Origin of the sequence: Bacteroides clarus (genome assembly GCF_015555825.1) — a bacterium.
In the GTDB taxonomy this organism is placed as follows: domain Bacteria; phylum Bacteroidota; class Bacteroidia; order Bacteroidales; family Bacteroidaceae; genus Bacteroides; species Bacteroides clarus.
The window spans coordinates 250,352-275,081 of sequence record NZ_JADNLF010000004.1 but is presented as its reverse complement, the minus strand read 5'-3'; the positions used below and the strand labels follow the sequence as shown (position 1 = coordinate 275,081).

Below are 24,730 nucleotides of genomic sequence, written 5' to 3'. Positions count from 1 at the left end.
GCGGTAGAGTAGCTGTAGGCTAACTCAACAAAGGCTAAAACATTGTTTGGATAGAATCCTACTAAGATAAATTTTGAGAGATTAGCACATATTATGGTAGAGTGTGATATGAAGTAGACGGAACATTATTAAATAGAGATGTAATTATATGGCAGAGGTAGTAAAAATAGCAGTAGCCGGAACAGGTTATGTAGGATTAAGTATGGCGGTTTTGTTAAGTCAACATCATCAAGTAACCGCAGTAGATGTAATTGCTGAAAAAGTAGAGCTGATAAATAATCATAAGTCTCCTATACAGGATGAATATATAGAGAAATACTTGATTGAGAAAAAATTGAATTTGTATGCTACGCTGGATGGCGCAAGCGCATATAAAGATGCAAGTTTCATTATAATAGCAGCACCAACTAATTATGATCCGGTTAAAAATTATTTTAATACGAGTCATGTAGAAGAAGTAATTGATTTGGTACTGAAGGTAAATCCAAATGCAGTGATGATAATAAAAAGTACTATTCCTGTAGGCTATTGTCAATCGCTTTATGCAAAATATGCAGTTAAAGGTATAAAGAAAATGAATTTACTTTTTTCACCGGAATTTTTGCGTGAAAGTAAGGCTTTATATGATAATCTTTATCCTAGTCGTATCATTGTAGGGGTTGATATGAATAATTCTCATTTGGTAGAGGCTGCACATACATTTGCTGAATTATTGCAAGAGGGTGCTATTAAAAAAGATGTAGATACTTTATTTATGGGGCTTACAGAAGCTGAAGCTGTAAAATTATTTGCTAATACATATTTGGCTTTACGTGTTAGTTATTTCAATGAGCTTGATACGTATGCTGAAGTGAAGGGGCTTGATTCCTCTGCTATTATTAATGGGGTATGTTTGGATCCGCGTATTGGTGCGCATTATAATAATCCCTCTTTTGGATATGGAGGCTATTGTTTGCCAAAAGATACTAAACAGCTTTTGGCTAATTATTCAGATGTGCCTGAAAATTTGATTCAAGCTATCGTAGAAAGTAATCGTACTCGCAAGGATTTTGTTGCAGATCGTGTGCTTCGGCAGGCAGGCTATTACGATTATTATAATCGGGGGGATTTTAACTCTAATGAAGAACGACATTGTGTAGTAGGTGTGTATCGTTTGACTATGAAAAAGAATTCAGATAATTTTCGTCAGAGCAGTATTCAAGGCGTTATGAAGCGCATTAAGGCAAAAGGGGCAGAGGTGATTATTTATGAACCTACATTGGAAAATGGAAGTACATTCTTTGGGAGTCGTGTAGTAAATGATTTGGAAAAGTTGAAAGAACAAAGTGATGTGATTATTGCAAATCGGTGTGACACTTGTTTGGAAGATGTAAAGGAGAAGGTTTATACGAGAGATATTTTTAGGAGAGACTAATCTTATAAATGATATTTAATTAGAATAGTTATAGTTAGCGTTTAAGTTATTTATGTCCATTCAAAGAAGGTTATTTTATTTTTTCTTGTTTTCTCTCTTTTCTATTTACCATATTATGTATAACTTTTTGGGGATTGAATCATGAGGAGAAAAGAATTTTAATTTAAAAATTTACTCGATAATGAAGAAAGAAATATCTACAAAAATAATAATAGATGGTCGTAGTATGACTCGGCAATTAAGTGGTATTAGTAGGTATATTATGGAACTTACAAAAGGATATGTACAGCAATATGGTGAAAATAGTTTAGTAGTAATAGTGAATTATTATATTAAAGATTTACCTTTCCAGCAATTTGTTTGTCCCTATGGGAGGCATACTTTTGTGGACAATGTGAAATTTTCAATTTGGCTTTCTAAACAAAGCTATGAGATTTATCATTCAGGAGATTTGATAGGTCCATTTTGGCATAAAAAAAAATCTATGCATATAATTACATGTCATGATTTAATGTTCTTGATGGTCACTGGATTTTTTCAGATGAATTTTATTAAAGTAATGTTGCGTAAATTACGTATAAGGTTGTTTTTTAAATATGTAATTAGAGATGCCAATTTAATTATATCCGTATCTAAGACAACGCATGATGATTTGAAGAATATATACAATACTGAATCGGTTATACTACGTGAAGGTATTAATAAATTGGAGTTTAAGAATATTGAAGAGGAATATGCTGACTTAAAAAAGGATTCTTTTTTCTTGTATGTAGGTTTAGGAGCTGCACATAAAAATATAGATTTTATGGTGAGAGCTTTTCTTGCTACAAATACGGAAAAAAAGCTGGTGATTTGTGGTAAAGGGCATCATCTTATTAATTCGGATCGTATTATTTATACAGGTTACATAGAAGACAAATATTTGGATTATTTGTACCGCAATTGTTCAGCTTTCATTTTTCCTTCCAAATATGAAGGATTTGGACTTCCTATTTTGGAAGCATTATCATATCATTGCAAAGTGTTTTCATCGAATGCGGGGTCTTTAAGTGAATTTTCATCAAAGGTTGTATCTTTTTTTGATCCTCAAAAAGAGAGTGAGTTAGTTTCATTAATAAATAACTGTGATAATATAATTCTTGATAATGAGGCAATAGATGAATATCTTAAGCAGTTTGATTGGAAAATTATATGGCAAGAATTCCACAAAACTTTTGCAGAGCATGTATCTTATTAGTAAAAAGGAAACAATACTATTCATAGCCGCATTATTGTTTATGAATGTACGTATAGATTTAATAGGATCTATATCTTTGACTGAATTATTTGTATTAACTCAAATACCACATTTACTTAGATGGCTTAACGTTCAAGGAAAAAGAATTCCGAACTTGCATGACATATCAATAGGCTTTTATTTGCTTATAGGGGTTCAGATTTTTGCGGAATTTATGGTGCAGAATACTATCATAAATGCACTAAAAGGTGTATCTGTTACTTTTATGGCTTTTTTTTTGATGCTTTTCTTTTTAGAGAAACTGGTAAGAAATATATCATTAATAATATGGATACCTATATGTAGTATTTTAGGGTTAATAATCTTTGGAGATCAATTTGGATTTTCCGAGCAGGGAGATGATACTTATTTTAAGTTCTATATTGCACCGATCACCGTTTCATCTGTTTATGTAATTGTATTAACAAAATGGAAATGGATACAACGTTATTTGTTTTTATTATTATTTAGTACTTCTATCTTTATTATTATTGGTGGAGCTAGATCTTTAGGTTTCTCTATGTTTTTTACAACCTTTGCATTGCTGCTATATGATAAATATAAAACGATAAAATTTAAAAGGATTCTGCCAGGGATGATAGTGATAGTTATTATAGTACAACTATTTTTATCTTTAGTTTATATGCCTAAGGTTAAACGTGGAGAATGGGGAACAACTCAAAACCGGACTCAATTTGAAAAAATAAATTGGAATTCTAATATTTTTATGATATTATTATCTGCAAGAACGGATTTTTTTGTTTCTACTATTGCTTTCTTAGACAAACCTTTGTGGGGGCATGGTAGTTGGGCGATTGACTACACCGGAAAATATCATTTATTGCAATTAAGAATGTTGGATGATAAAAGTAAAGTAAAAACAGAAACTTTAAAATTGATTCCATGTCATTCCGTTGTGATGGGAAAGGGAGTTTCAAATGGTATAATTGCCTTTGTTGTTTTTTTATGGATTTTTATCAAAGTCTATAAGTTAGGATTGAAAGGTTTGTCTAGTAGAGAATCACCATATAATGTTTATCTTTTATGGACTATAATATCTTCATTTCAGCTTCTTTTATTTGGTCCTCCCGCTGTTTTAAAAAATAATGGAAGTATTGCATTTGCTGTTATGTTAGCACTATTTTATTTAAATTATTTGCAGTCGCGCAAGCCCTTTTCTATGAATTGATTTTAAATTATTATCGATTTATTCAAATGAAAAAATACAAGTTATTAATAGTTACGGTCACATATAAGCCTGACAAGAAAGAACTAACTCTCTTTTTGAATTCTTATCATAGATATAATGATTTAGGTGATAAAGCTAAATTGATTATTGTTGACAATTCTCCACAAAACTCTTGGGAATGGAGAACGTTTATACAAAAATATCATGATATAGATTTTATTTCTAATCCTTCTAATCCAGGTTTTGGTGCTTCTAATAATATTGGATTTGCAAGATATGAAAGTGATTACGTTCTTTTTATCAATAATGATGTAGAATTTATAGAACCTCTTTTTACATCTCTGCTGAAAGAGTTTGATAAGGATACTTCTATTGGTTGTATTGGTATTCACCAGAAAGGAGGTGCACCTTCATTTTTTCTCAAAATGACTGCTCCTGAAGGGGCGAAAGTGGATGAATTCAATCAAGAAACACACTTTATTAGTGGAGCATTCATGCTTTTTAGAAGTGATCTATTTGTAGAAATAGGAATGTTTGATCCTAATTTATTCATGTATTTTGAAGAGTTTGATTTGTCTGAACGTCTATTGCTTAAAGGATATAAGACTGTTTTTCTAGATAAATATCATTTTTTACATAAGGCAGGACATCGTACTAAACAAAACGAATTTGCAGCTCAAAAAGGGTCTGATTCTTTTTGTTATATATGTAAGAAATATGAATTAGACTACAAGGCTAAAAATGATGCCTATATAAAACGAATGCTGAAAATGATAATTTACAATTTACTTTTTTTGAATATAAAAGAAGTGTTAAAAATAAGAAGGATTATTTGTTATAGAAAAAAAGTTATAAAAGAAAATTTTGAATTATGAAATATGAAATAATTAAAGCTACATCAGGACCTAAACATCATCTTTTTGGTTTTCATGATATCGTTGCTTTTAATAAATCAGGAGATAAAATATTATCTGTAGAAACGGATGTGATTAACCGTCCTCCCTTAGCTAATGAGGAATTTGGAGTTGGGTATGCTCTGTGGGAAGAGCAACGTTTTATAGAATTAGGGAAAACAGTGGCTTTAAATTATCCGCAAGGTGCGCGGCAGCAGTGGTTAAGTGATACTGAATTTATTGTGAATAATCGTATTGGTAATCACTGGGGAGCTGATATTTATGACGTTACTGTTGGAAAGAAAATTGGTTCAATTGATAATACTGCACATTGTGTTACTAAGGATGGGAAATGGGCTTATGGAATAAATTATGCGCGATTATTTCGTTTAGGTGGATATGGATATAATGGTCTTCCTGATAAATTCATTTCTGAAGCAATACCCTTAAAAGATGGTATATACAAAACAGAAATAGCAACAAATCATTCTGATTTGTTAGTATCAATAGGAGATGTTGCTCAGTGTGATGCCGAGACTAGTGCAAATAATGGCTCACATCATTATGTAACACATTTGCTATTAAGCCCTAATAATAAACGTATAGCTTTTCTTCACCGTTTTTTCTTGGCAGATGGCGGTATTCGTACAAGGTTGATGACGGTAGGAACAGATGGCAGTGATTTGCGTTGCCTTGCTTACGGATTTCTTAGCCATTATGATTGGCGCGATGAGAATAATATCTTCATTTGGGGGCGTGCTGGTAGTAGCATTGATGTTATGCGTACTAATCCATTGTTTTCAAATCCTCTTGTAAGACCCTTATTGAGAGGTGTAAAATCGTTGGTGCGCATAGTACTAGGGCATTCCAAAAGCATTAGTAAACATTTTCTTATGGTAGGTGATACTGATGATAAAAGCATTATTCCTTTTGCTGAAGATATTCTTTTAGAAGATGGTCATCCAATGTGTTGCCCAACAAATCGGAATATAATGATTTGTGATACTTATCCTCATAAAGAAACTAACACAAGGACTTTGTTTTTTTATGATTTTACAAAGAATGCAAAGAATGAAATAGGTGAGTACTATATGGGTAAGGAACAGGTTGACATGACATTAGCAGAACAGTTTCTTGCAGGAATAGATGAAAGTGTTTTGTCGTTTGTTTCTATAGAACAAATGAGTTTTACGCGTAGTGGATTGCATTGCGATCTTCATCCGCGTTGGGATGCCTATGGTAAAATGGTCGCATTTGATTCTATACATGAAGGAACGCGGCAAATTTATATTGTAAAGAGATGAAAAAAATAGCATTACTTCAACCAGAAGTACCTCATTATCGTGATGATTTTTTTTCTTTATTACGTAAACAATGTGAGTGCATGGATATTTATATCTATAATTCGATGGATGATGCAAAGAAAAATGGATTTGACATACATGTAAAGAATTTGATATCTATATCCAATATAAAATTTCATGGTTTCTTGTACTATAATCCTCAAATAATATTGAGAAAAAAGTATGACACATTGGTTCTGATGTTGCATTTTGCTCATCTTACTACTTGGTTATTGTTGTTCACGAAATTTATTCATCGAAAGAAGATTATACTTTATGGGCAGGGAATTTCGGTGAAACGTTATATCCATGAAGAAAAATATCCGGATTGGAAATTAAAATGGATGATTGCATTAGCTGATGGAATATGGGTATATATGCCGAAAGAGGAAAGACAGTGGAAAGCTATTTTTCCTAAAAAGAAAATTGTTGCATTGAACAACACAGTTACTGGAATGAAGGATATTTTGAAGTATCGTCCTGATTGTGATATCTGTCTTTTGAAGAATAAGTACAATATCAGAGAAGAACGTGTACTCATTTTTTGTGCCCGTTTTACTTCGCCTCACCGTAGAGTAGATTTATTGTTGGAAACCATTCAGAAGTTAGATGCTAAACGTTTTGGTTTTATTATAATAGGTGATGGAATTAATAAACCGGACTTTTCAAAATATAGGAATGTACACGATTTTGGGGCTGTGTATGATGTGGATGTAAAGAGGGATCTTTTTGCAATTGCAGATATCTATTTTCAACCTGGTTGGGTTGGACTCTCAATAGTGGAAGCCATGGGATATGGTTTGCCTATTTTCACTTTTAAACGTTCTGAACATACACTACAATGTGTAGAGTATAGCTATATAGTGAGTGGAGAGAATGGGATGCTGTTTGAAGATATGAAGCAATGCATAGAAATACTTACTGATATTTCTCATGAAGAATTAGTATGTATGGGGAACAATGCAAGACAATTGGCAAAAACACTTTTACCTGAAAATATGGTTGAGAAAGCTTGTTCTGTGATATAGTTGCTATTTTTATAGGCAAAAATGAAGATAATACATTATATTCCCAGTATTGACCGCACTTCGGGTGGCACTACTGCGTATATGCAGTTATTAGCCAATGAACTTGGCAAGTTAGTGGAACTACATATTGTTTCGCATGTTAGTCTTAATCCAGTAGGTATTGAAAATAGCCAAATACACTACATATCTTCTTCTGTCTTGAATGGAATGAAGAAAGAGTGGCAGGCGCTGTTGAATAAAATTCAACCGGATGTTATTCATGTAAACTGTTGTTGGATGCCTCAATGTGCTTTTGCTCAAAAATGGGCACAACAGTTAGGGTATAAAGTTGTATTGACTCCTCATGGGATGTTGGAACCGTGGATTATAAAACGGCATTATTGGACTAAAAAAGTGCCTGCGCTTTTGTTGTATCAAAAGAATGCTGTAGTAAAGGCGGATTATCTCCATGCTACTGCTGAAAGTGAGAAAGAAAACTTATTAAAGTTGGGATATAATCGAAAGATTGAGGTGATAGCAAATGGTATAGATGTTGATAGTGTTGTAATGAAAACTTCATGGGAACGAAAGAAGGATATTCTTTTTCTTTCGCGGATACATGTCAAGAAAGGGATAAACTTTCTGATTGAAGCTGTTGCCGTAATGAAGGATGAGTTGAAAGGGTATAAAATTAATATTGCCGGCGAGGGGGAGGAGGATTATATTGGTGAATTGAGGCAGTTGGCTTCTCGGTTGGGAGTGACTGATAATATTCGGTTCATTGGTGGTATATATGGTGATAAAAAATGGGAATTATTCCGTAATGCAGATTTGTTTGTGCTTCCTACCCATAGTGAAAATTTTGGTATAGTAGTGGCAGAGGCATTGGCATGTGGCACTCCTGTAGTAACGACGAAAGGTACGCCTTGGCATGAGCTAAGAACAGAAAATTGTGGTTGGTGGACAGAAGTTGGTACAGAACCTACCATAAATGCATTAAGGGCATTCCTACAATTGACTGTTAATGATTTAGGCAAAATGGGACGTAATGGACGTCGGTTAGTTGAACGTAAGTATTCTTCAAAAAAAGTGGCAGAAGACATGGTTGCTCTATATAAAAAAGTAATAAACAATATATAACTAAAATGCAAAAAGAAAATATAGATTACATGCATTTTGTATCTCCATATACCACAACCAATCGTATTAAACGGATGCTATGGGAGGTATGTTGGACTCTATTGGCTCGTCCTTTTCCTAAAAGTACACTAATGCCTTGGAAGCGTTTTTTGCTTCGTATGTTTGGGGCGAAAATTGCAAGTACGGCAAATGTGTATACTTCTGCAAAAATCTTTATACCTTGGAATTTGGAAATGAAAGATTATGCTTGTATAGCATCGGGGGTAGACTGTTATAATGCGGCTCCTATCACTATTGGTATAAATGCTACTGTTTCACAGAGGGCTTATCTCTGTACAGCTTCACATAATATATCTTCATCTCGGCATGAACAAATAGAAAAACCTATTATCATAGAAGATAGGGCGTGGGTAGCGGCGGAAGCCTTTTTGGGACCTGGCGTTAAGGTGGGTGAGGGGGCAGTAGTTGGTGCACGTGCTTGTGTATTTAAGAATGTAGAACCATGGACTGTAGTAGGAGGCAATCCTGCAAAGTTTATAAAAAAGCGGATTATAAAAGAGTAAAGATATGCTTGATATTTCTGTTATAATTTTGACTTACAACGAAGAAATTCATGTTGAACGTTGTTTGAATAATGCGAAGAAGTTTGCAAAAGAGATTTTTATAGTAGATTCATTTTCTACGGATAAAACGGTGGAAATTGCGAAAAAACTGGGAGCCAAAGTTTATCAGAATCCATGGATAAATTATTCCAAGCAATTTAATTGGGGATTGGAAAATCTGCCAATAACTACAGAATGGGTTTGGCGTATGGATGCTGATGAATATCTTTCAGATAAGTTGATTAATGAATTACATCAGCGTTTACCTCAGATATCTTCTGATGTAAATGGTTTTACAGTACCATGTTTGCGTATATTCATGGGTAAACATATAAAGCATGGTATTATTCCACTTATCCTTTTACGTTTATTCAGAGTGAAATATGCAATGTGTGAAAATCGCTTTATGGATGAACATATTCAAATTTCAGATGGAATAGTAGAAAAACTCAATCATCCTTTTTACGATGATAATCTTAATGGATTGACTTGGTGGACAACAAAACATAATGGATACGCAACGAGGGAAGCTATTGATTTATTATTGACAGAATATGGAGTGTATGAGAATACTGTCGTTAATTCCGGGGAGCATTCAAGTGCTATTCGTAAGAAGAAGTTGAAGTATATTAAAATGCCATTATTTTGGCGAGCTTTTGCCTTTTTCTTTTTACGATATTTCATTAGATTGGGTTTTCTTGATGGAAAAGAGGGCTTTTTATGGCATTTTTTACAAGGATGGTGGTACAGAACTTTGGCTGATGCAAAAGTATATGAGATAAAGCAAATGTGTTATTATGATAAAGAGTTGATTATGAAATATTTAGAAGAAAAATATGATATACTAGCTAATGAAATGTTAACTAATATTAACGGGGGGGGGTAAAACAAGTATATAGAATCTCTGTTTCTCGCTCCATTGGAAATTTAGAGTGGAGAGGAGGGAGATGTGCATAATACTTCTACCGTAACCTTTATTTCTACTTGTAATGAAGAAAATCATATAGTTGGTTGCGTCATTTTATTGAAAAGCACTTGTAATATTTTTCATAAAATGACAAGCAAATGAACCGGATAAATTTGCAAGCTTTTACTGCAGGAGATTTTGACAAAGGGGCCGGTAAGTTGAAAATCACGGCATGGTATTTCGTGAATGCCTTATTGGTAAGAGCCTCATGGAATCCTTTTATGGGGATAAAGGTTGCATTACTTCGTACTTTTGGTGCCAAAATCGGAAAAGGATTAATTATAAAAAATAATGTGATAATAAAGTTTCCTTGGAAACTGACTATAGGTGATAATGTCTGGTTGGGTGAAAACTCTTGGATTGATAACTTGGATTATGTAACCATAGGTAGTAACGTCTGTATCTCGCAAGGAGCATTACTACTGACAGGAAATCATGATTATTCTGTGCCCTCTATGCCTTATCGCAATGCGCCAATTGTGATAGAAGAAGGTGTGTGGGTAGGAGCTGAAGTTGTGGTTTGCCCCGGTGTTACAATGCATATCAATTCAATAGCTACAGTAGGAAGTGTGATAACAAAAAATACTGAGGTAGATGGAATTTATCAAGGTAATCCGGCAGTTTTAGTTAGGAAAAGAAGAATTGGTATTACAGTTTAAAATACACTATATATTTCAAAGATTAAATATCCCATTTATGAATCAATATTTCAGTGAAAAGATAAAAGTAGTATCTTTCTTTTCTATAATCTTGGTCTTATATATTCATTCCGGTTTCCATGATTATCCCCATGAAATAGCAGGAATGCAATTCAATTTCTTGCTGCAAGATATTATATCGGGGGAAATAGGACGGTGTGCAGTGCCTATGTTTTATATGATATCTGGTTATTTGTTCTTTTTGAATGTGGGGAGTATCAATGATGTTTATCATAAGATGCGAAAAAGGGTGCATACTCTTTTAATTCCTTATGTGGTAGCATGCTTGTTCTTCCCATTATTTTATCTGCTTTTAGAAGTTGTTTTTGGAACCAAACAGTTTGTCAATAGTGCTTCTTTCTCAGAACAACTACAACAACCGATAGCAGATATTCTATGTTCTCTTTTTTATAAAGTAAAAGACGGCGGTTCTCCTTATGCTTTTCACCTTTGGTTTTTGCGGGATTTGATTCTGTTGGTTTGTATTTCTCCTATTTTGTATTATCTGCGTAAGCATATACATAAGGGATTGATTGTTGGGTGCTTATTTTTACTGACCTTAACAGAAATCAGACAATATGTTCCTGTTTTTGCTGCATTTTGGTTTATGGCAGGAGATGCTTTACTAATTGATTTGAAAAAGCATAAATCAATAATTATCTTATTTTTATTCCTTGGTTTTTCTATAGCGAAATTAAGTTATGATAGTGTGGCTTGGCGATGGTTGAATATACCGATTACGGCGTTAGGAGTTATAGGCTTATGGAATTTATATGATTGTTTGGTAGGAGTGAATTTCAAGTTGAAGGAACATTCTTTACTGAAAATGGTATGCGGTTTTACTTTTTTCATTTATCTGTTCCATGAACCTGCTCTGAATATTGTTAGAAAATTGCTGGTTGTTATATTGGGAAATTCTTCTTTTGGTTTTGCGGTTGCATATTTATTATCACCTTGGTTGTTCATCTTGATAGCAATACCGATAGCTGTATTACTGAAAAGATGGTTACCACGATTCTATATGCTTTTAGTAGGTAGTAGGAATTGAATGACTTTGTAAATAATTTGTTAGGTGAAATATGATTTCAAGTGTAACTAAAATAATTGATAAGATAGGTGAAATATTCACAGTCTTTGATTTCTCTTATATCGTTTCGGGCATAGCTTCGTTCTCCATTATTTGTTATGGGTTATGGCAGAATGATTTATTAGGTAGTTTTGGTAGCACTTCGTTGAATGTGATTGCTGCTATTATTTTTACTTATTTATGTGGTTTACTTTCGTTTACTATAGGTAAGACTATTAGAGCGACAGTCATAATGTATAGGCGGAAGCATTATGTGTTATTGGTGAAAGTGGAAGAAACAAGATTCATGACCTGCTTTAAAGAAGCGGTAAGGTATGCTAATAAAAAAGAGAAAATTTTGGCAGATTATACAGACGAAGATGATTGTAAAATGTATTATACGGAAATGTGGACCTACTTGCGGGAATGTGAAAATGCCGCTGCTACGATGGCATTTATCAATAAATATTGGGTAATGCAGGCGGTTTATGAAGGGCTGATAGCATCTTCCTTGATAGGATTGATAGTAGGATTCATATTGTATCAAAGTGGGTTCGGTCTTGTTTGTATCCTGCTTTTTTTAGCTTCAGGTTTTGCTTGTTGCTTTTGCTGCCACGAGGGAACCCGTTATGCGGAAGTACAAATAAAGGAAATTGTAATAGCATATAGATACTTTAAATTAAAAGAATAATATTATGGGAGAACAGAATGAAAAAAAGATGTATGATCATAGCTTTATTTTAGGAGAAGAGACTCGGCCTAAAATAGAAATTTTTACTCAAGAAGATAGCGACATAACAGTAAAGAATTCTATCTTTTACAAACAATATCGTCAGATCTTGTCTGCCATTGCTGAGCATCTCTTGCTTTGTAAGGAAGGAGAGAAGCAGGATGCCATTTATTCTTCTTGGGAATTTCCCAATAATATATTTGTTTTTGCAGGAGAAAGAGGTTCGGGTAAAACTTCGTGTATGTTGACAGCGAGGGAACTACTGTGTATGCAGAAACGGGATCATAAGGTTGTGCTTGATGATTTGTTTGAAATTGAAGATAGTGTAAAGAAAAACCAAGATAAAGCAAAAATAAAGGAAAAGGAGATAGATATTTATAAAGATATTTTGAAAGAAACTTCTTTTTATAGATGTGAGGTGATTGATCCGCTCTTCTTTGACAGTAACCATAATATCTTGGAATTGTTTATTGGGACTTTGTTCCGTGATTTGATGAAAAAGGAAGAAAAGGAACCACAATATAGACATGACAGGAAGTTGCTTTTGTCCCGTTTTGCAGAGATTAGACGGATATTTCCATTGTTGGGAAAAAAACTTGAATTTTCTGAATTTGGTGACCTTGAACAATTGAAAGATCTGAGTGCATCCCTTGAATTGAAAGAAGTTCTTAGAGAGCTGGTACGGGACTATCTGGAATATATTTATAAAGATACGAATGGCAAATTGGTGTTGTGCATTGACGATATAGATTTGGATATGAAAGATGGTTATGGATTAGTGGAGTGCATTCGTCGTTATCTCAATATGCCGGAGTTGATTATTTTGATGGCGGTTAAGCTGGAGCAGTTGGGGAATGTGATTCGGATTAAATATACAAAAGATTTTCGTCCATTGCTTGAGAGAGAGGAAAAATATATTGAAAATAAGACTGTTAAAGGGGATGATAATTATAATGAGGTGGTGAATCATATAGTAGAACGGTATATTACCAAACTGCTTCCTCTAAACCAACGTATTATAATGCCTTCTGTAAAGGATTTATTTGACAAAGATATTCAGGTTTGCCGTAAGCAAGGAGGGAAAGTAAGGAAAGTCAACATACTCTCTCCGATGAAAAACGGTATATTGGAGGAAATCTACAAAAAGACCCGTTTGTTATTTTATAATACAAAATCGCAAGTCAATTATATCATTCCCTATAATTTACGTGAGTTTTGTAACTTGCTGCATTTGCTGTATAATCTGGATGACGTGGAAAGTCATGAGGGAGCATTACCCAATCTTATTCCTTTTAAGGAATATTTCTATGGAGTATGGTGTACGAATAATTTGGATAAAGGCGGACTCTCAATTATACAAAAGCTGCGGGATATACAGGATTATGGGCTTATCAATCAGACGGTAATAAAGCATTTGAAACGGAGGTTTGAAGTCTTAAGGAATATAGAAATCAGTAATGACCCTAAAGATGCTGCAAAAGATAAAAAAGAGACCAAAGAAAGTAGATTGAGTGATAGCAGTATGAAAGAGTTGCAGAATATTCTTGATGAAGAGAATATGATGTATAATATATCATTGGGAGATGTACTGGCATGTTTGGATTGGCTGGGTAAAGTTTCATACCAAGAAGACGATCGGAAACTTTTCTTTGCTATGAAAACATTTTATACTTTTTCTTTATATGAGACTTTCCGGAAAAGAGAGGAGATAGCAGAAGAAAAGAAAAAATTGACTCAAAAGGAAGTTATAAATAAGGAGATATTGACTAATAATGAGATTGTCTATGGAGATATTGTTAATGGTAATTTTTTGAATTCTGAGTATTTGAATGTAGCTCCTTATGAGAAGATAGATAAGGATAAGGGAAGTGTTTCAAGATGTAGAAGAGTTATAGATAATGAGGCAATAAGTGATTTGATTAAGTACATTTCTGGTAGGGAACCCAAAACGGATATTTGTAGTAAAATTGTTAAAGAGAATTTTAAAGAAGAACTTCTAAGAAAGATTGTAGAGTTCTTTTTACTTACAACCTCTTTTGTGGTGGAGTCTAAGGAAAAAGAAAGCAATAGTTCTTTTTCTCAATATAGGAAACGTAATGAAGTGTACTATGAAAAGAACATAGCTCAATCCCGTAAATATATTTGTTTTGATGTGCTTTCCATATTTTATAATTTGGTGAATGTAGCTCAAAGCTATGGCCGTTTTGATAAATTAGTTTTGGAAAATAGTCGTGAGGTAAAAGCAAATGAGGAAAAAGAGCTAAATAAAGAACAGGATGCAGAACAGGGGCAAATAAAAGAACAAGAGCAAAGACAAGAGGGAGAACAGGTAGAGGAGCAGGAACAAAAACAGCAACAGAGTGGAGAACAAGAACAGAATTTAAATGAGGGGCAGCAACCTATTGAAGCTCAGAATTCTGGTGAAGTAGAAAAGGTAGATGAAAATCCAAAGAAAGATGAAGAAGATAGCGAACTGGAAAAGAGTGCAAAGCAGAAATTTAAAGATGAGATGTTGTCAAATAAAGCTAAATATCCGTTATATTTAGCAATGTTAGACTACATTATAGGTAATGAGCCTTTACAAGCATCTGCTAACGAGAAGCGTGATCATGAGTGGGCTAATAAGAGACTTGTTTATAAAGTGAGTTTAAGAAACATTGATTTGTTGGAGCAGATTTCTTATCGACTTCAGCGTCAAAGACCTGATAAAAGTGGTGATACTGTAAGACTATTCAAAAAAATGTTTGACAATCTTGCTGAGATTGAAATCTCAACTTATAGGAATGGACAAGGATTACAAGCTAATATAAAATATGAATTCTTCGGTGTTATTCGTGATTTTATGGCAGAGCTATTAAGTCCTGGAAATGAGGAGTATAAGGCGATTTTTGATAAAATATATACAGACTCTTAAAGACAATATCCCTTCTTGAGAATCAATAAAAGCAATAATATAGATTTTATTTAATAAGTCATGGATAATATTCGTGCGGTTATCGATACTTTGTTCTCTCAAATAAACAGTGCGGAGATCCTACATCACAAAAAAGACTGGGATGCCACTTTAGGAGTGACGGAGGATATGTTTTGCAGCAAGTTTATGATAGAGAACAAATGCTATACGATAGACCAGGTAAGGGAATTATATTATTTGCTGAGGTCGGATTGGATATCCTTTCCTACAGAGTGCTTGGAGTATAGACAGCCCGACTTCTTCTATGTGTTATTGCATTTCAGTCAAAAGGTACTGATTGAAAAAGATTTTCAGCCATGTTGCAGATTTCAGGAGTTATTGAGATGGCGCATGCTCACTTATAAGTTGGGGGAGGATTTGTTTACGACTTCCTATTTGGCTTTTAATAATTTCAATGCCAATATAAAACGGGATTCTTTTTTCTGGCCTGTGGTATTGATGCAAGATAATCCTTCCATTGCTCACATTTTGCGGAAAGGTGTGTGTGACCTGCATTTTCATCTGCGGGGTTCTTCCTTGAATTATGAATTGAATTGGCTCTCTTTGATGAATGATATGTCTGGTCGGCAGGCAGAGTTTGAAAAATTAAAGAAATGTCTTTCGCATAAAACAATTACGACAGATAATGAAAAGTGGGAAACAGCTCATTTGACTACTATAAAAGCGTATGCCATCCGCTATTATTTGTTTATGAGAATTACAAATAAAAAAAAGGCGGAAGCTTTTTTTCCGGTACTGTTAGTGATTTTACAATGCGAGGATGAGATGGCTATCCAAACAGTAGGGGCTATTATGGAAGTAAATGGCCTGATAGATAGTTATAAATTTACGGAAGGAAGCAAGTTGGAAATCGGCGATAAATCTTTTTATCCGGATTATGCGATTTTGGACAGTTTCGGAACTGTGGAACGTTGGAATCTTGCAGAGAAAATCTTATCGGGAGAACGTTGTCTTTTGTATAATATGTTCTATCTCATCTTTTCAGGAAATGCTTCCGCCGAAGATAAATGGTTATTTTACGCTTATTTATTACAGAAAGGACAAATTAGGAGAGAACTGATACAACTGAATGAAAAGGCGGGATTTAGTAACTTTTCCGATTATGAACGACGTAAGGAGATATTTATAGAAGGACGTTGGGGATATCAGGAACTCATACCGAAACTGGCGGTAGATATGGCTTTTTCCAAAGAGTATCTTAAGTATTTGGAATGTCGGATTACCCCTAAGGATACCAGTTCCCAGCTGATTCATTCTATTGAGCTACTTGAACGGCAGATTAACAGACGGTTGCCAGGAGAGAGAACAAGTGAAGAGAATAGAGAAAAGCAAAAGAAAGGTAGGAAGCATTATTACATACTGCATTTTATTAAACAACGTGATGCCGAATCGGACAATAGGTTGAATTCTTTGATCGAGTACCCGTGTGTGATGGTAGATTATAGGCATTATGGATTTCGTCGGAAAATAAAAAAACAGGGAGAGGCCATACTGGAAACGGTGAGAGAGAGACCGCGTATGGCAGAATTGATTGTAGGAGTGGATGCTGCTAACTCTGAATTGTATTGTCGTCCGGAAGTGTTCGGACCGGTTTATCGTTATATGAAATGTTTCTGTAATTATAGTCCGGATTTTCATGAGTTGGGATATGACCATTATAAAGGACTCCGTTCCTTGAATTTTACTTATCATGTCGGTGAGGACTTTTGGGATATTACGGATGGATTGCGAGCTATAGACGAGGCGGTGTTATTTTTGAATTTGAAGGCCGGAGATCGTATCGGACATGCTTTGGCTTTGGGAATTGATGTGGATTTATATTATAAACATCGTAATCATCGGGTGGTCATGTCTAAGCAGAATATGCTGGACAATGCGGCTTGGCTCCATCACAAGGCACGTGAATTGGGGATACAGCTTTCTGTTAATGTCGCTTTAGAACTGGAAAATATTTTTGAGAACTTTTATGATGAAATTTATTTAGGAAAAAAGGAGCGGGAAGGAGAAAATATATTTGTTGAAGATGAATTGTTGGATCCTGGCAGAAACCTTACTACTTATTACTATTCATGGCTGTTGCGTGGAGATGATCCTGCATATTACCTAAACCCGATAAGTCAACTTACTGAATATCAATATCACACTTGGTGGGAAATTACAGCCTTGAATACATTGACTGCTGATATGGCTCATGTGAGAAAGGACAAGATTGCTGTATGGTTATATCATTATTATCATTATGACAGCGGTGTTCGGCGAAGAGGAGAGGAAAGATGCGAAATATGTTTGTCATCGGAAATCATAGGCTTGATAAAGAAAGTGCAGCATGCCATGCGCAAGGAGATTGCTTCAAGGTATATAAGTGTTGAAGCCAATATAACTTCCAATCATCTGATTGGGAGTTTTAAACATTATGCGCAACACCCCATTACACAATTGTACCGCTTGGGATTACCCTCAATAGGTGAAGAAGAACTGTGTCCGCAAGTATCGGTTTCTGTCAATACGGACGACCGGGGTATTTTTGATACTTCCATCGAAGATGAATATGCCCTCTTGGCATTGGCTCTTGAAAAAGAAAGAGATTTGGAAGGAAAAAAGCGATATGCACCGAAGGAAGTTTATGAATGGTTGAACAATATTCGTAGACAAGGGTTTGAACAACAGTTCCGTAAACATAATGGAAGCAAATATGAATAGTGTAAGAGTAGGTGTAGGCGGGGTATTGCAAGACAACAAAGGCAGGCTTTTTTTGTTGAAAAGGAAGAAAGCGCCGGAAGTCGGCTGCTGGTCGATTCCGGGTGGGGCGGTGGAATATGGTGAGACAGTAGAGGAAGCGATAATTCGTGAATTTGGTGAAGAAACGGGACTTGCGGATTGTACAGCCAGGTTTATAGGGTACACTGACTATATCCTGCCTTCGGAAAATGCTCATTGGTGTTCTTTGTTTTTCGCTATGCATAGCTGTAATACAGAATGGGCAGTGAACCGGGAACCGGATAAGCATGAAAAAATCGGTTGGTTTGCTTGGGATGACTTGCCGGAAAACTTGTCACAAAATACGCAGAGAGCTTTAAATATATATAGAAAATGGTACGAAGAAAATTGTCCGTGATAGCAAAAGGTCGTCATTTTGACCATTGCTATATCTGTCATCGTCCATTAAAAAAGGAAGAAATTCCTTTTTCAATGTGCTCCGAATGTTATGCTGCCAATCAACGTAAGTTACAACAACTTCAGTGTAGGGACACTACTATGGCAGGAATGATGGTGCTGGTTACGGGAGCGCGCATAAAGATTGGGTATCAAGTCGGATTGTCCTTGTTGCGTAAAGGGGCAACGGTACTTATAACCACTCGTTTTCCTGCAAATGCAGCGGAAAAGTATAGTAAGGAAAATGACTTTGCGGAATGGTCCGATCGTCTGTTGATTTATGGGATAGACTTTCGGGACATTAGGAAAGTGGAAGAAATGATTGCTTGGATGAATGCAAAGCTTCCTTATTTGAATATTATTATTAATAATGCTGCTCAAACTATTGCACGTCCGGAAGAATATTACCGGCACTTGAGAGATTTGGAAAAGCATGAAAACCATAGATTGTCTCCCGTTCAGGGTAAATTGTTGCGGTATTATTTGGAACAGAAGCAAAACTGTGGGAATATTGAGAGGACTTTTATGCCGGATAAAGTCGATGAAGATGGTTTTTTGGAAGATTTGAGAACGCATAACAGTTGGATATCAAAAGCTTGGGATGTGTCGCTTAGAGAGTTTTTGGAAGTACAGTTAGTCAATGTGACAGCACCTTTCTTGCTCTGTTCGCGGTTGGTGGGATTATTGAAGAAAGCCCCTGTTAAAGAAAAATTCATAGTAAATGTTTCTGCAATGGAAGGTTGTTTTTCCAAAAAAAATAAAAATCCGTTTCATCCTCATACCAATATGGCCAAAGCTGCTTTGAATATGCTTACCAGAACTGTTGCAGAGGACTATCTGCGTTTGGGAATTTATGTGAATAGTGTTGATACCGGGTGGATTACGGATGAAAACCCTTATCCGATAGCAAAGAGAAATTTGGAAAGTGGTTTTACGCCCCCTCTTACTGTAGCTGACGGAGCGGCAAGAGTGTGCGATCCTTTTCTCTCTTATTTTTATTCCGGTAAAAAGGAGTTTTTGAAGTCCGGATTGTTTTTGAAAGATTATCATGGGATAAAATGGTAGTGGTTTTTCAGATGAATTTGTACTCTTCCTTTGCATCAAAGCAAGGACACGCTTTCTTGATATTCGGACTGACCTGATAATGCCCCAGTATCTTTGCCTGCGGATAATCTGCCTTCAATTGCCGTAGCAGGTCCAGCAACGAGCACTTTTGTGCATACGTACGTGTATCGGCGGGCACGCCTTTTTCCGAGAGCCCGCCCTCATAGCAAATGCCGATGCTTTTGTCGTTCCAGCCGGTGACATGTGCCCCGATTTGATGTGCGGGGCGGCAGATATGCACCTTGCCCTCGCGGGTAATGTAGAAATGATAACCTATACTGGCAAAACCGCGTGACAGATGGCTGCGGTGCAAGGCATCGAGCGGAAAGTCACGATTACAGCGTGTGGCGCTGCAATGAACTATCAGGAGGCGAACCTCCCGATAGTTTTGATAGAAACTGCCTGATTTCATACGTCTATTTGGTACAGGCGCTTAAACCGAATATACCAGCCAACGTGGTGCTGATGGCGATAACTACTTTGAGGATAACTCCCCAGATTGATTTTGATTCTTTCTTCATGATAATTGTTGATTTGAAATTTTAAATGTGATGATAAAAGGGAAATAGGTCCGTATGACGGTTTTATCCTAACGGATTTTCTTCCTCTTCACCGGAGCCGCCGCTATTGCCGCCACCACCTGTGGAACCGCCGCCGGAAGTGTCTTTTCCCGAAATATCTACCATTGTCTCCCCGGCCTTTTGGGCTTTGAGCACGGCACGGGCTGCCGCGCGTGTCGGCACAGGGGTGAAGCCCATACCTGCAAAGATGTTTCTTAAATCTTCACCGGGCACAAACTGAATATTGACCCCGGTGATGTTGGCTGCGGTGAATTTCTCGGCTGTTTCAGCTCCGCGGCTGGTGATTTGAAGACGGAACTTTCCCAGTTCTCCGAAATCCACCTGTTCTCCTGCACGCAGACTGTCTATCATGTTGTCCACGGTAGCAATCAGCACGGCAGATACATCGGCGCGGCTCACGGTGGTTTGACCGGCCACGAGGCGGCTCAGCTCTTTCAGCGTCAGTTCCTGACTGATTTGTGCCTTTGCATAGGCTTTTTTAGCTTCACCCGGTTTCATGGGGTTGGAAAGCATGGAAATACTGTAATTTAATGCCATAAAATAAATTATTAATTGGTTACGAAGCAAAGATACAACCTGCGGTAAGGGCGAAAATGAATATGGCGGAAAGAGCGTGAGCGGATAGGAAATAAGATGAAAAACAAGGACGGAAAGTGATGGTTGTGTAAGAATGTTTTTGTAACTTTATACTCTAAAAATCAAAAAGTTATGGACATGAAAACAACTATGGATACAGAGAGAACGGCTTTAGAGAAATGTTGGGAAATCAAACCTTATTCCAAGCAGGAACTGGCGCAGGCCTATGCTCCCGATATAGCGCCGACATCGGCGCTGAACCGCTTGGCACGCTGGATTAAACTGAACAAGGCACTCAGCGAGGCTTTACAAAATGCGGGATATTACTCCCGTCAGCACGTATTTACTTCATGGCAGGTAGAGCTGATTTTTGCACATTTGGGCAGGCCTTGAAGCGGGGACCGGCATTAGTAGTCTCGTGAACGGATGAGACTACTCTCACAGGGCTCCGAGGATAGTCTCGACAGGCAGTGAAAGTAGTCTCGATTTTGTCACCTTGACACCTTTGACACTTATATATGGAAGTTTTAGATATAATGGTTTGTTAATAAATGCATGATGGTGAAAACGGATTTTATATATATAAATTCTGCATACGACTTTAAAAAGTAAGTGTCAAAGGTGTCAAGGTGTCATTTGTTACGGTTGCTCGGCTGCGGTTGAAGAGTCGCTGCCGTAGCGGGCGGCGGCGCATTGATTGCGATAGATTTCTTCGGCATTGTATTCCACAGCTCTGTATCCTCGCTGACCGCCGCAACGGATGTTCTCAAACCCCAGTTGCTTCATGATGATGCCGATTTTAGTGGAGCTGAGCGGATGCTTGATAAGAGCGTTGATACGATTCAGGATATGGGCTGTAGTGATGAAAATACCGTTTTCTCCGGGCAGCGGCCGGCGGAAATGGGTTAATATCAGCTCTTTCTCCAGATTGGGAGTCTCAAAATTCCGGTTATGCTCATTTAGTACGTCTATTTCTTCCCGATTGAACCAATACCGGAAGCCGCTTTTCCAAAGGGCGAATGCCTGGCTGTATATCCCTTCATAGTTGAAAGGATAGAGATTGGGGTCTTTAATCTCCTCTACCTCAAAGGGCAGCCAACGGCGATTGCCGGTGGGGTCGTTCAGAAACTGAATGTTATTGCCTGTACCGCAAAAACTGGCGATGTGTGTGCGGTGTTCTTTGTTGCGTCCGTAAGCGGCGCGTTCATTGATGCCTTTCATGGTGACCAACGCCTTGAGCTGACTAAGCTCGGCAGGGCGCATCTCGTCGATTTCTTCCAGGCAGATTAACACGAATTCGGTCAGTGTAAACTGGTCGTCTTTGGTGATGCGGCCGCTGTTCATCTTGGTATAGAAATAACGTTGCAGTTCGGGCGGCAGCAGATGGTTGAACCAAGTGGTTTTGTAGCTGCCTTGCGGACCGATGAGTACCAGTATTTCATGATTGACAGAATGCTCCTCGAACAAGGTCGGGAGAATATTGACAAACCATTTCCGAAAATAGTGCTTGAAGCGCTGCTGATCTCCTTTGACACGGACGGTGTCGGCCAGTTCTCCAATATAGTCGGTGATGCCGTCCCATGGCTTCAGGCTGAACAGAAATTCCCGGAACGGATTGAACTGAAGCACGTATTCGGAGTGCAGCACATTATAAATATCGTTCAGACGGACACGGCTGATTTCTTTGTTCATGCGGCTCCACAGCGTGTTGACGTCTCGGCCGGTGAGCGAGGTATATGCAGGCTTGCCGGAAAAGTCGTCAAGGGTTTTGAAGGCCACTTCGCATTGCCGTGTGATGATATTCTGCCGGAAAAGGGCCTGTGAGGCCAGAAACTTTTCTATTTCTGCTACATTGGCGTATCCCTCTTCTTCGGATGGGGCGGAGCCGTTTCCTGTCAGCGGACATGTGTTGTGCTCGTCGGTGTGGCGGTAGCATGAGCGGATGATGCCTGCCGCATCGCCGTCGTAGTCGGCAAACTGCCGGGCGGCCCATTCCTCGGTTTCCTGCAGGGGGATGCCGTAGGTGTTGAGCAGATATCCCATTCGCATGATGTACTCGTTACGGTGATGGGCTTCGTAGGCGATGCCCTCTTTTTTCAGAATACGTCCGGCGGCTGTCAGGGCTTTCTTCAATAATCGTTTTCCGGCAGGTTTTACATTGCCGGGCGTGCGTTTCTGAGGGATGGTGATGTGGAACGGTGTTGCGTCGGGATTAAAATAGACACCGGTATCATGGGCGAGTCCGCTCAGGCGGGTGGCATTTTTGCATTTCAAGTCGCATGTACATCCCGTGAGGTCGGCATAATAACGGTTCCCTTGTTCAAAAGCCTTCTTGTAAAGTTTTATGTTTTGTTCGGTATCGTCGGTCAAGCCCTCTATCGGAAAAATGATGCGGATGCCCCTGCCGCTTATGGTAGTATAGCAAAGGAGAGTGTGAGGACTGCCGGTAATCTGTTCTCTTATTTCCGGCAGTTTCTCCGTGGGTACGTTGTCTATGTCTACAATGCCCAAAGAAGTCCAGCTTTGGATATGGGCTTGCTGCTTGCCGCCCGCAAAAGTGACGGCAACGGCAAAGCAGGGGCATGAGGACTTTTCGCGGGCAGCTGCAGACAGGCTTCCTTGCTCATGGTAGTAACGGTATTTCTCTGTATGGTCGCGTACGGACGGGTCGTTCTGAATCAGATTGATTATACCTTGTAGGGTGATGGTGTCCGGTACGGTATCCGGATAGCCTTTGAAAAGGCTGAGTTGAAGTTCTTTCATATAAAATTATTTCGTTGATAAATGAGAGCCTGCATCTTTTGGGGCAGGTTCTAAAAAGTGTCGAAGTTCACAATATTTTTTTGTTGCAACAAAATTTCATGACCGTCATGGCGGTCATGAACCGTACGTGATTTAACATTCTTAATAAATTTAAACTAAATGAAGAAAAGCAAGCAAGCTGCGGATTTCGGGCCTAACCTGGAATTGGGAGACCTTTTGGAACTATTTCGCTATAGCTATATGGTGGATGGTAAGTTTTTGACTATAAATGAGGTATGCAAAATGGCCTCTATGAGTACCCGCACTTACTATAAGGTAAAAAAGGAGTTAGCGTAGATATAAACCAGTATTACCGTATTCTACGTATCTACGTGCATGCCGCGGACCAAGAGGAACGATGGCATTTAATACGGAATGTGTTCGATAGATTGGAAAATGATTACTTCAATAATGTGTAAAGGAGCGCGTTGTTTTATTATCAGATGAAAGTATCCATTATAACTTCCTGCTTTAACAGAGAGGCGACCATAGGGCAGGCCATAGAAAGCGTGTTGTCGCAAGACTATCCGGATATAGAGTATATCGTTGTGGACGGAGCAAGCAAAGACGGCTCTTTGCAGGTGATAAACCGATATAGGGACCGGATTGCCAAAATTATTTCAGAGCCTGATAAAGGTATGTACGAAGGCATCAATAAAGGAGTGCAGGCCGCAACCGGAGATATCATAGGGCTGTTGCACTCGGATGATTTTCTGTTCGACAGGCATGTCATTTCGGATATTGTGCGAAAATTCAGTGAAACAGGAGCCGAACTGGTATATGGCAACGGATTGTTCGTGGATTTTGAGCACACGGACAGGCCTGTGCGCGACTGGATTAGCGGGAACTATCGGAAATGGAAAGTGAAGTGCGGCTGGCTGCCGCTGCATCCTACGGTGTACATCCGGCGCGAGGTGATGGGCAGGTGGGGATTGTATAACGAGAACTATAAGATAGCGGCGGACACGGACCTGCTGGTGAGGTATCTGTATGAGGCGGATTTGCGTGTGGAGTATCTGAACAAGTACATTGTGAGGATGCGTATGGGCGGTTTGTCTACCGACAGCGCCAGACGGAGGCAGATGTGGAAGGAAGATGTGGGCATATACAGGGCGCACGGTTTTCCGGGAGTACCTGCAAAGCTGATGAAGATGAGCTGGAAGGTGCCGCAGTTTATCGGAGCAAGGATTAAACGGATTGGTGCGGGAAGGTAAA

At 37.7% G+C, this 24,730-nt stretch carries 22 protein-coding genes; 18 read left to right on the top strand and 4 right to left on the bottom strand.

Annotation, left to right across the window (positions count from 1 at the left end; translation table 11 throughout):
- Positions 1 to 148 precede the first annotated feature (148 nt).
- The 16 genes from I2F54_RS06830 (at position 149) to I2F54_RS06755 (ending at position 19,517) form a co-directional block, all read left to right on the top strand.
- A complete protein-coding gene (locus tag I2F54_RS06830; protein WP_195500827.1) occupies positions 149 to 1,414 on the top strand; it encodes a nucleotide sugar dehydrogenase in 1,266 nt (421 codons plus the stop codon).
- Between the two features lie 181 nt (positions 1,415 to 1,595).
- Entirely contained in the window at positions 1,596 to 2,651 is a 1,056-nt protein-coding gene (locus I2F54_RS06825; protein WP_195500826.1) for a glycosyltransferase family 4 protein, read from the top strand.
- Entirely contained in the window at positions 2,572 to 3,879 is a 1,308-nt protein-coding gene (locus I2F54_RS06820) for a cytochrome P450 (RefSeq protein ID WP_229097148.1), read from the top strand. The genes I2F54_RS06825 and I2F54_RS06820 overlap by 80 nt, the downstream gene beginning before the upstream one ends.
- 26 nt (positions 3,880 to 3,905) lie before the next feature.
- Complete coding sequence (locus tag I2F54_RS06815; RefSeq protein WP_195500825.1) at positions 3,906 to 4,754, top strand: glycosyltransferase; 849 nt, start codon at positions 3,906 to 3,908, stop codon at positions 4,752 to 4,754.
- Positions 4,751 to 6,076, top strand: coding sequence for a hypothetical protein (locus I2F54_RS06810; protein ID WP_195500824.1), 1,326 nt, complete (start codon positions 4,751 to 4,753; stop codon positions 6,074 to 6,076). Before I2F54_RS06815 ends, I2F54_RS06810 begins: the two co-directional genes overlap by 4 nt.
- Entirely contained in the window at positions 6,073 to 7,143 is a 1,071-nt protein-coding gene (locus tag I2F54_RS06805; RefSeq protein WP_195500823.1) for a glycosyltransferase, read from the top strand. Before I2F54_RS06810 ends, I2F54_RS06805 begins: the two co-directional genes overlap by 4 nt.
- Positions 7,144 to 7,164: 21 nt before the next feature.
- On the top strand, positions 7,165 to 8,262 hold the full coding sequence (locus I2F54_RS06800) for a glycosyltransferase (protein WP_195500822.1): 1,098 nt from the start codon (positions 7,165 to 7,167) through the stop codon (positions 8,260 to 8,262).
- A gap of 29 nt (positions 8,263 to 8,291) precedes the next feature.
- Positions 8,292 to 8,825 (top strand): LbetaH domain-containing protein, encoded by a 534-nt coding sequence (locus I2F54_RS06795; protein WP_195500848.1) that lies wholly within the window; start codon positions 8,292 to 8,294, stop codon positions 8,823 to 8,825.
- A gap of 4 nt (positions 8,826 to 8,829) precedes the next feature.
- A complete protein-coding gene (locus I2F54_RS06790) occupies positions 8,830 to 9,750 on the top strand; it encodes a glycosyltransferase family 2 protein (protein ID WP_195500821.1) in 921 nt (306 codons plus the stop codon).
- A 179-nt stretch (positions 9,751 to 9,929) separates the two neighbouring features.
- Positions 9,930 to 10,490 (top strand): WcaF family extracellular polysaccharide biosynthesis acetyltransferase, encoded by a 561-nt coding sequence (locus tag I2F54_RS06785; protein ID WP_195500820.1) that lies wholly within the window; start codon positions 9,930 to 9,932, stop codon positions 10,488 to 10,490.
- Between the two features lie 37 nt (positions 10,491 to 10,527).
- A complete protein-coding gene (locus I2F54_RS06780; RefSeq protein WP_195500819.1) occupies positions 10,528 to 11,577 on the top strand; it encodes an acyltransferase family protein in 1,050 nt (349 codons plus the stop codon).
- Between the two features lie 31 nt (positions 11,578 to 11,608).
- Positions 11,609 to 12,286, top strand: a complete 678-nt coding sequence (locus I2F54_RS06775; RefSeq protein ID WP_195500818.1) for a hypothetical protein — start codon at positions 11,609 to 11,611, stop codon at positions 12,284 to 12,286.
- 4 nt (positions 12,287 to 12,290) lie between these two features.
- Positions 12,291 to 15,239: a hypothetical protein gene (locus I2F54_RS06770; protein ID WP_195500817.1), complete on the top strand. Its 2,949-nt coding sequence runs from the start codon at positions 12,291 to 12,293 to the stop codon at positions 15,237 to 15,239.
- 60 nt (positions 15,240 to 15,299) lie between these two features.
- Entirely contained in the window at positions 15,300 to 17,999 is a 2,700-nt protein-coding gene (locus tag I2F54_RS06765; protein WP_195500816.1) for an amidohydrolase family protein, read from the top strand.
- The gene (locus I2F54_RS06760; RefSeq protein WP_162609580.1) at positions 17,992 to 18,414 is read left to right on the top strand and encodes an NUDIX domain-containing protein; all 423 of its coding nucleotides are present in this window, start codon (positions 17,992 to 17,994) and stop codon (positions 18,412 to 18,414) included. The genes I2F54_RS06765 and I2F54_RS06760 overlap by 8 nt, the downstream gene beginning before the upstream one ends.
- Positions 18,390 to 19,517, top strand: a complete 1,128-nt coding sequence (locus tag I2F54_RS06755; RefSeq protein ID WP_087413456.1) for an SDR family oxidoreductase — start codon at positions 18,390 to 18,392, stop codon at positions 19,515 to 19,517. Before I2F54_RS06760 ends, I2F54_RS06755 begins: the two co-directional genes overlap by 25 nt.
- Positions 19,518 to 19,524: 7 nt before the next feature.
- Here the strand turns inward: I2F54_RS06755 and I2F54_RS06750 are convergent, their stop codons facing one another.
- From I2F54_RS06750 to I2F54_RS06740, 3 genes are all read right to left on the bottom strand, one after another.
- Positions 19,525 to 19,968 carry an N-acetylmuramoyl-L-alanine amidase gene (locus tag I2F54_RS06750; protein WP_087413455.1) on the bottom strand — a complete coding sequence of 148 codons (444 nt, stop codon included), beginning with the start codon at positions 19,966 to 19,968 and terminating at the stop codon, positions 19,525 to 19,527.
- 4 nt (positions 19,969 to 19,972) lie between these two features.
- Positions 19,973 to 20,077, bottom strand: a complete 105-nt coding sequence (locus I2F54_RS06745; RefSeq protein ID WP_022219745.1) for a smalltalk protein — start codon at positions 20,075 to 20,077, stop codon at positions 19,973 to 19,975.
- 63 nt (positions 20,078 to 20,140) lie between these two features.
- On the bottom strand, positions 20,141 to 20,674 hold the full coding sequence (locus I2F54_RS06740; RefSeq protein ID WP_022219746.1) for an HU family DNA-binding protein: 534 nt from the start codon (positions 20,672 to 20,674) through the stop codon (positions 20,141 to 20,143).
- Positions 20,675 to 20,863: 189 nt separating this feature from the next.
- Here I2F54_RS06740 and I2F54_RS06735 point away from each other — a divergent pair, with 189 nt between their 5' ends.
- Positions 20,864 to 21,106 (top strand): DUF4248 domain-containing protein, encoded by a 243-nt coding sequence (locus tag I2F54_RS06735; protein ID WP_087413486.1) that lies wholly within the window; start codon positions 20,864 to 20,866, stop codon positions 21,104 to 21,106.
- 246 nt (positions 21,107 to 21,352) lie between these two features.
- Here I2F54_RS06735 and I2F54_RS06730 read toward each other — a convergent pair whose 3' ends face one another.
- Complete coding sequence (locus I2F54_RS06730; RefSeq protein WP_195500815.1) at positions 21,353 to 23,476, bottom strand: BT4734/BF3469 family protein; 2,124 nt, start codon at positions 23,474 to 23,476, stop codon at positions 21,353 to 21,355.
- 482 nt (positions 23,477 to 23,958) lie between these two features.
- On the opposite strand from I2F54_RS06730, the gene I2F54_RS06725 reads away from it, so the two are divergent.
- Entirely contained in the window at positions 23,959 to 24,729 is a 771-nt protein-coding gene (locus tag I2F54_RS06725) for a glycosyltransferase family 2 protein (RefSeq protein ID WP_195500814.1), read from the top strand.
- Position 24,730 lies beyond the last annotated feature (1 nt).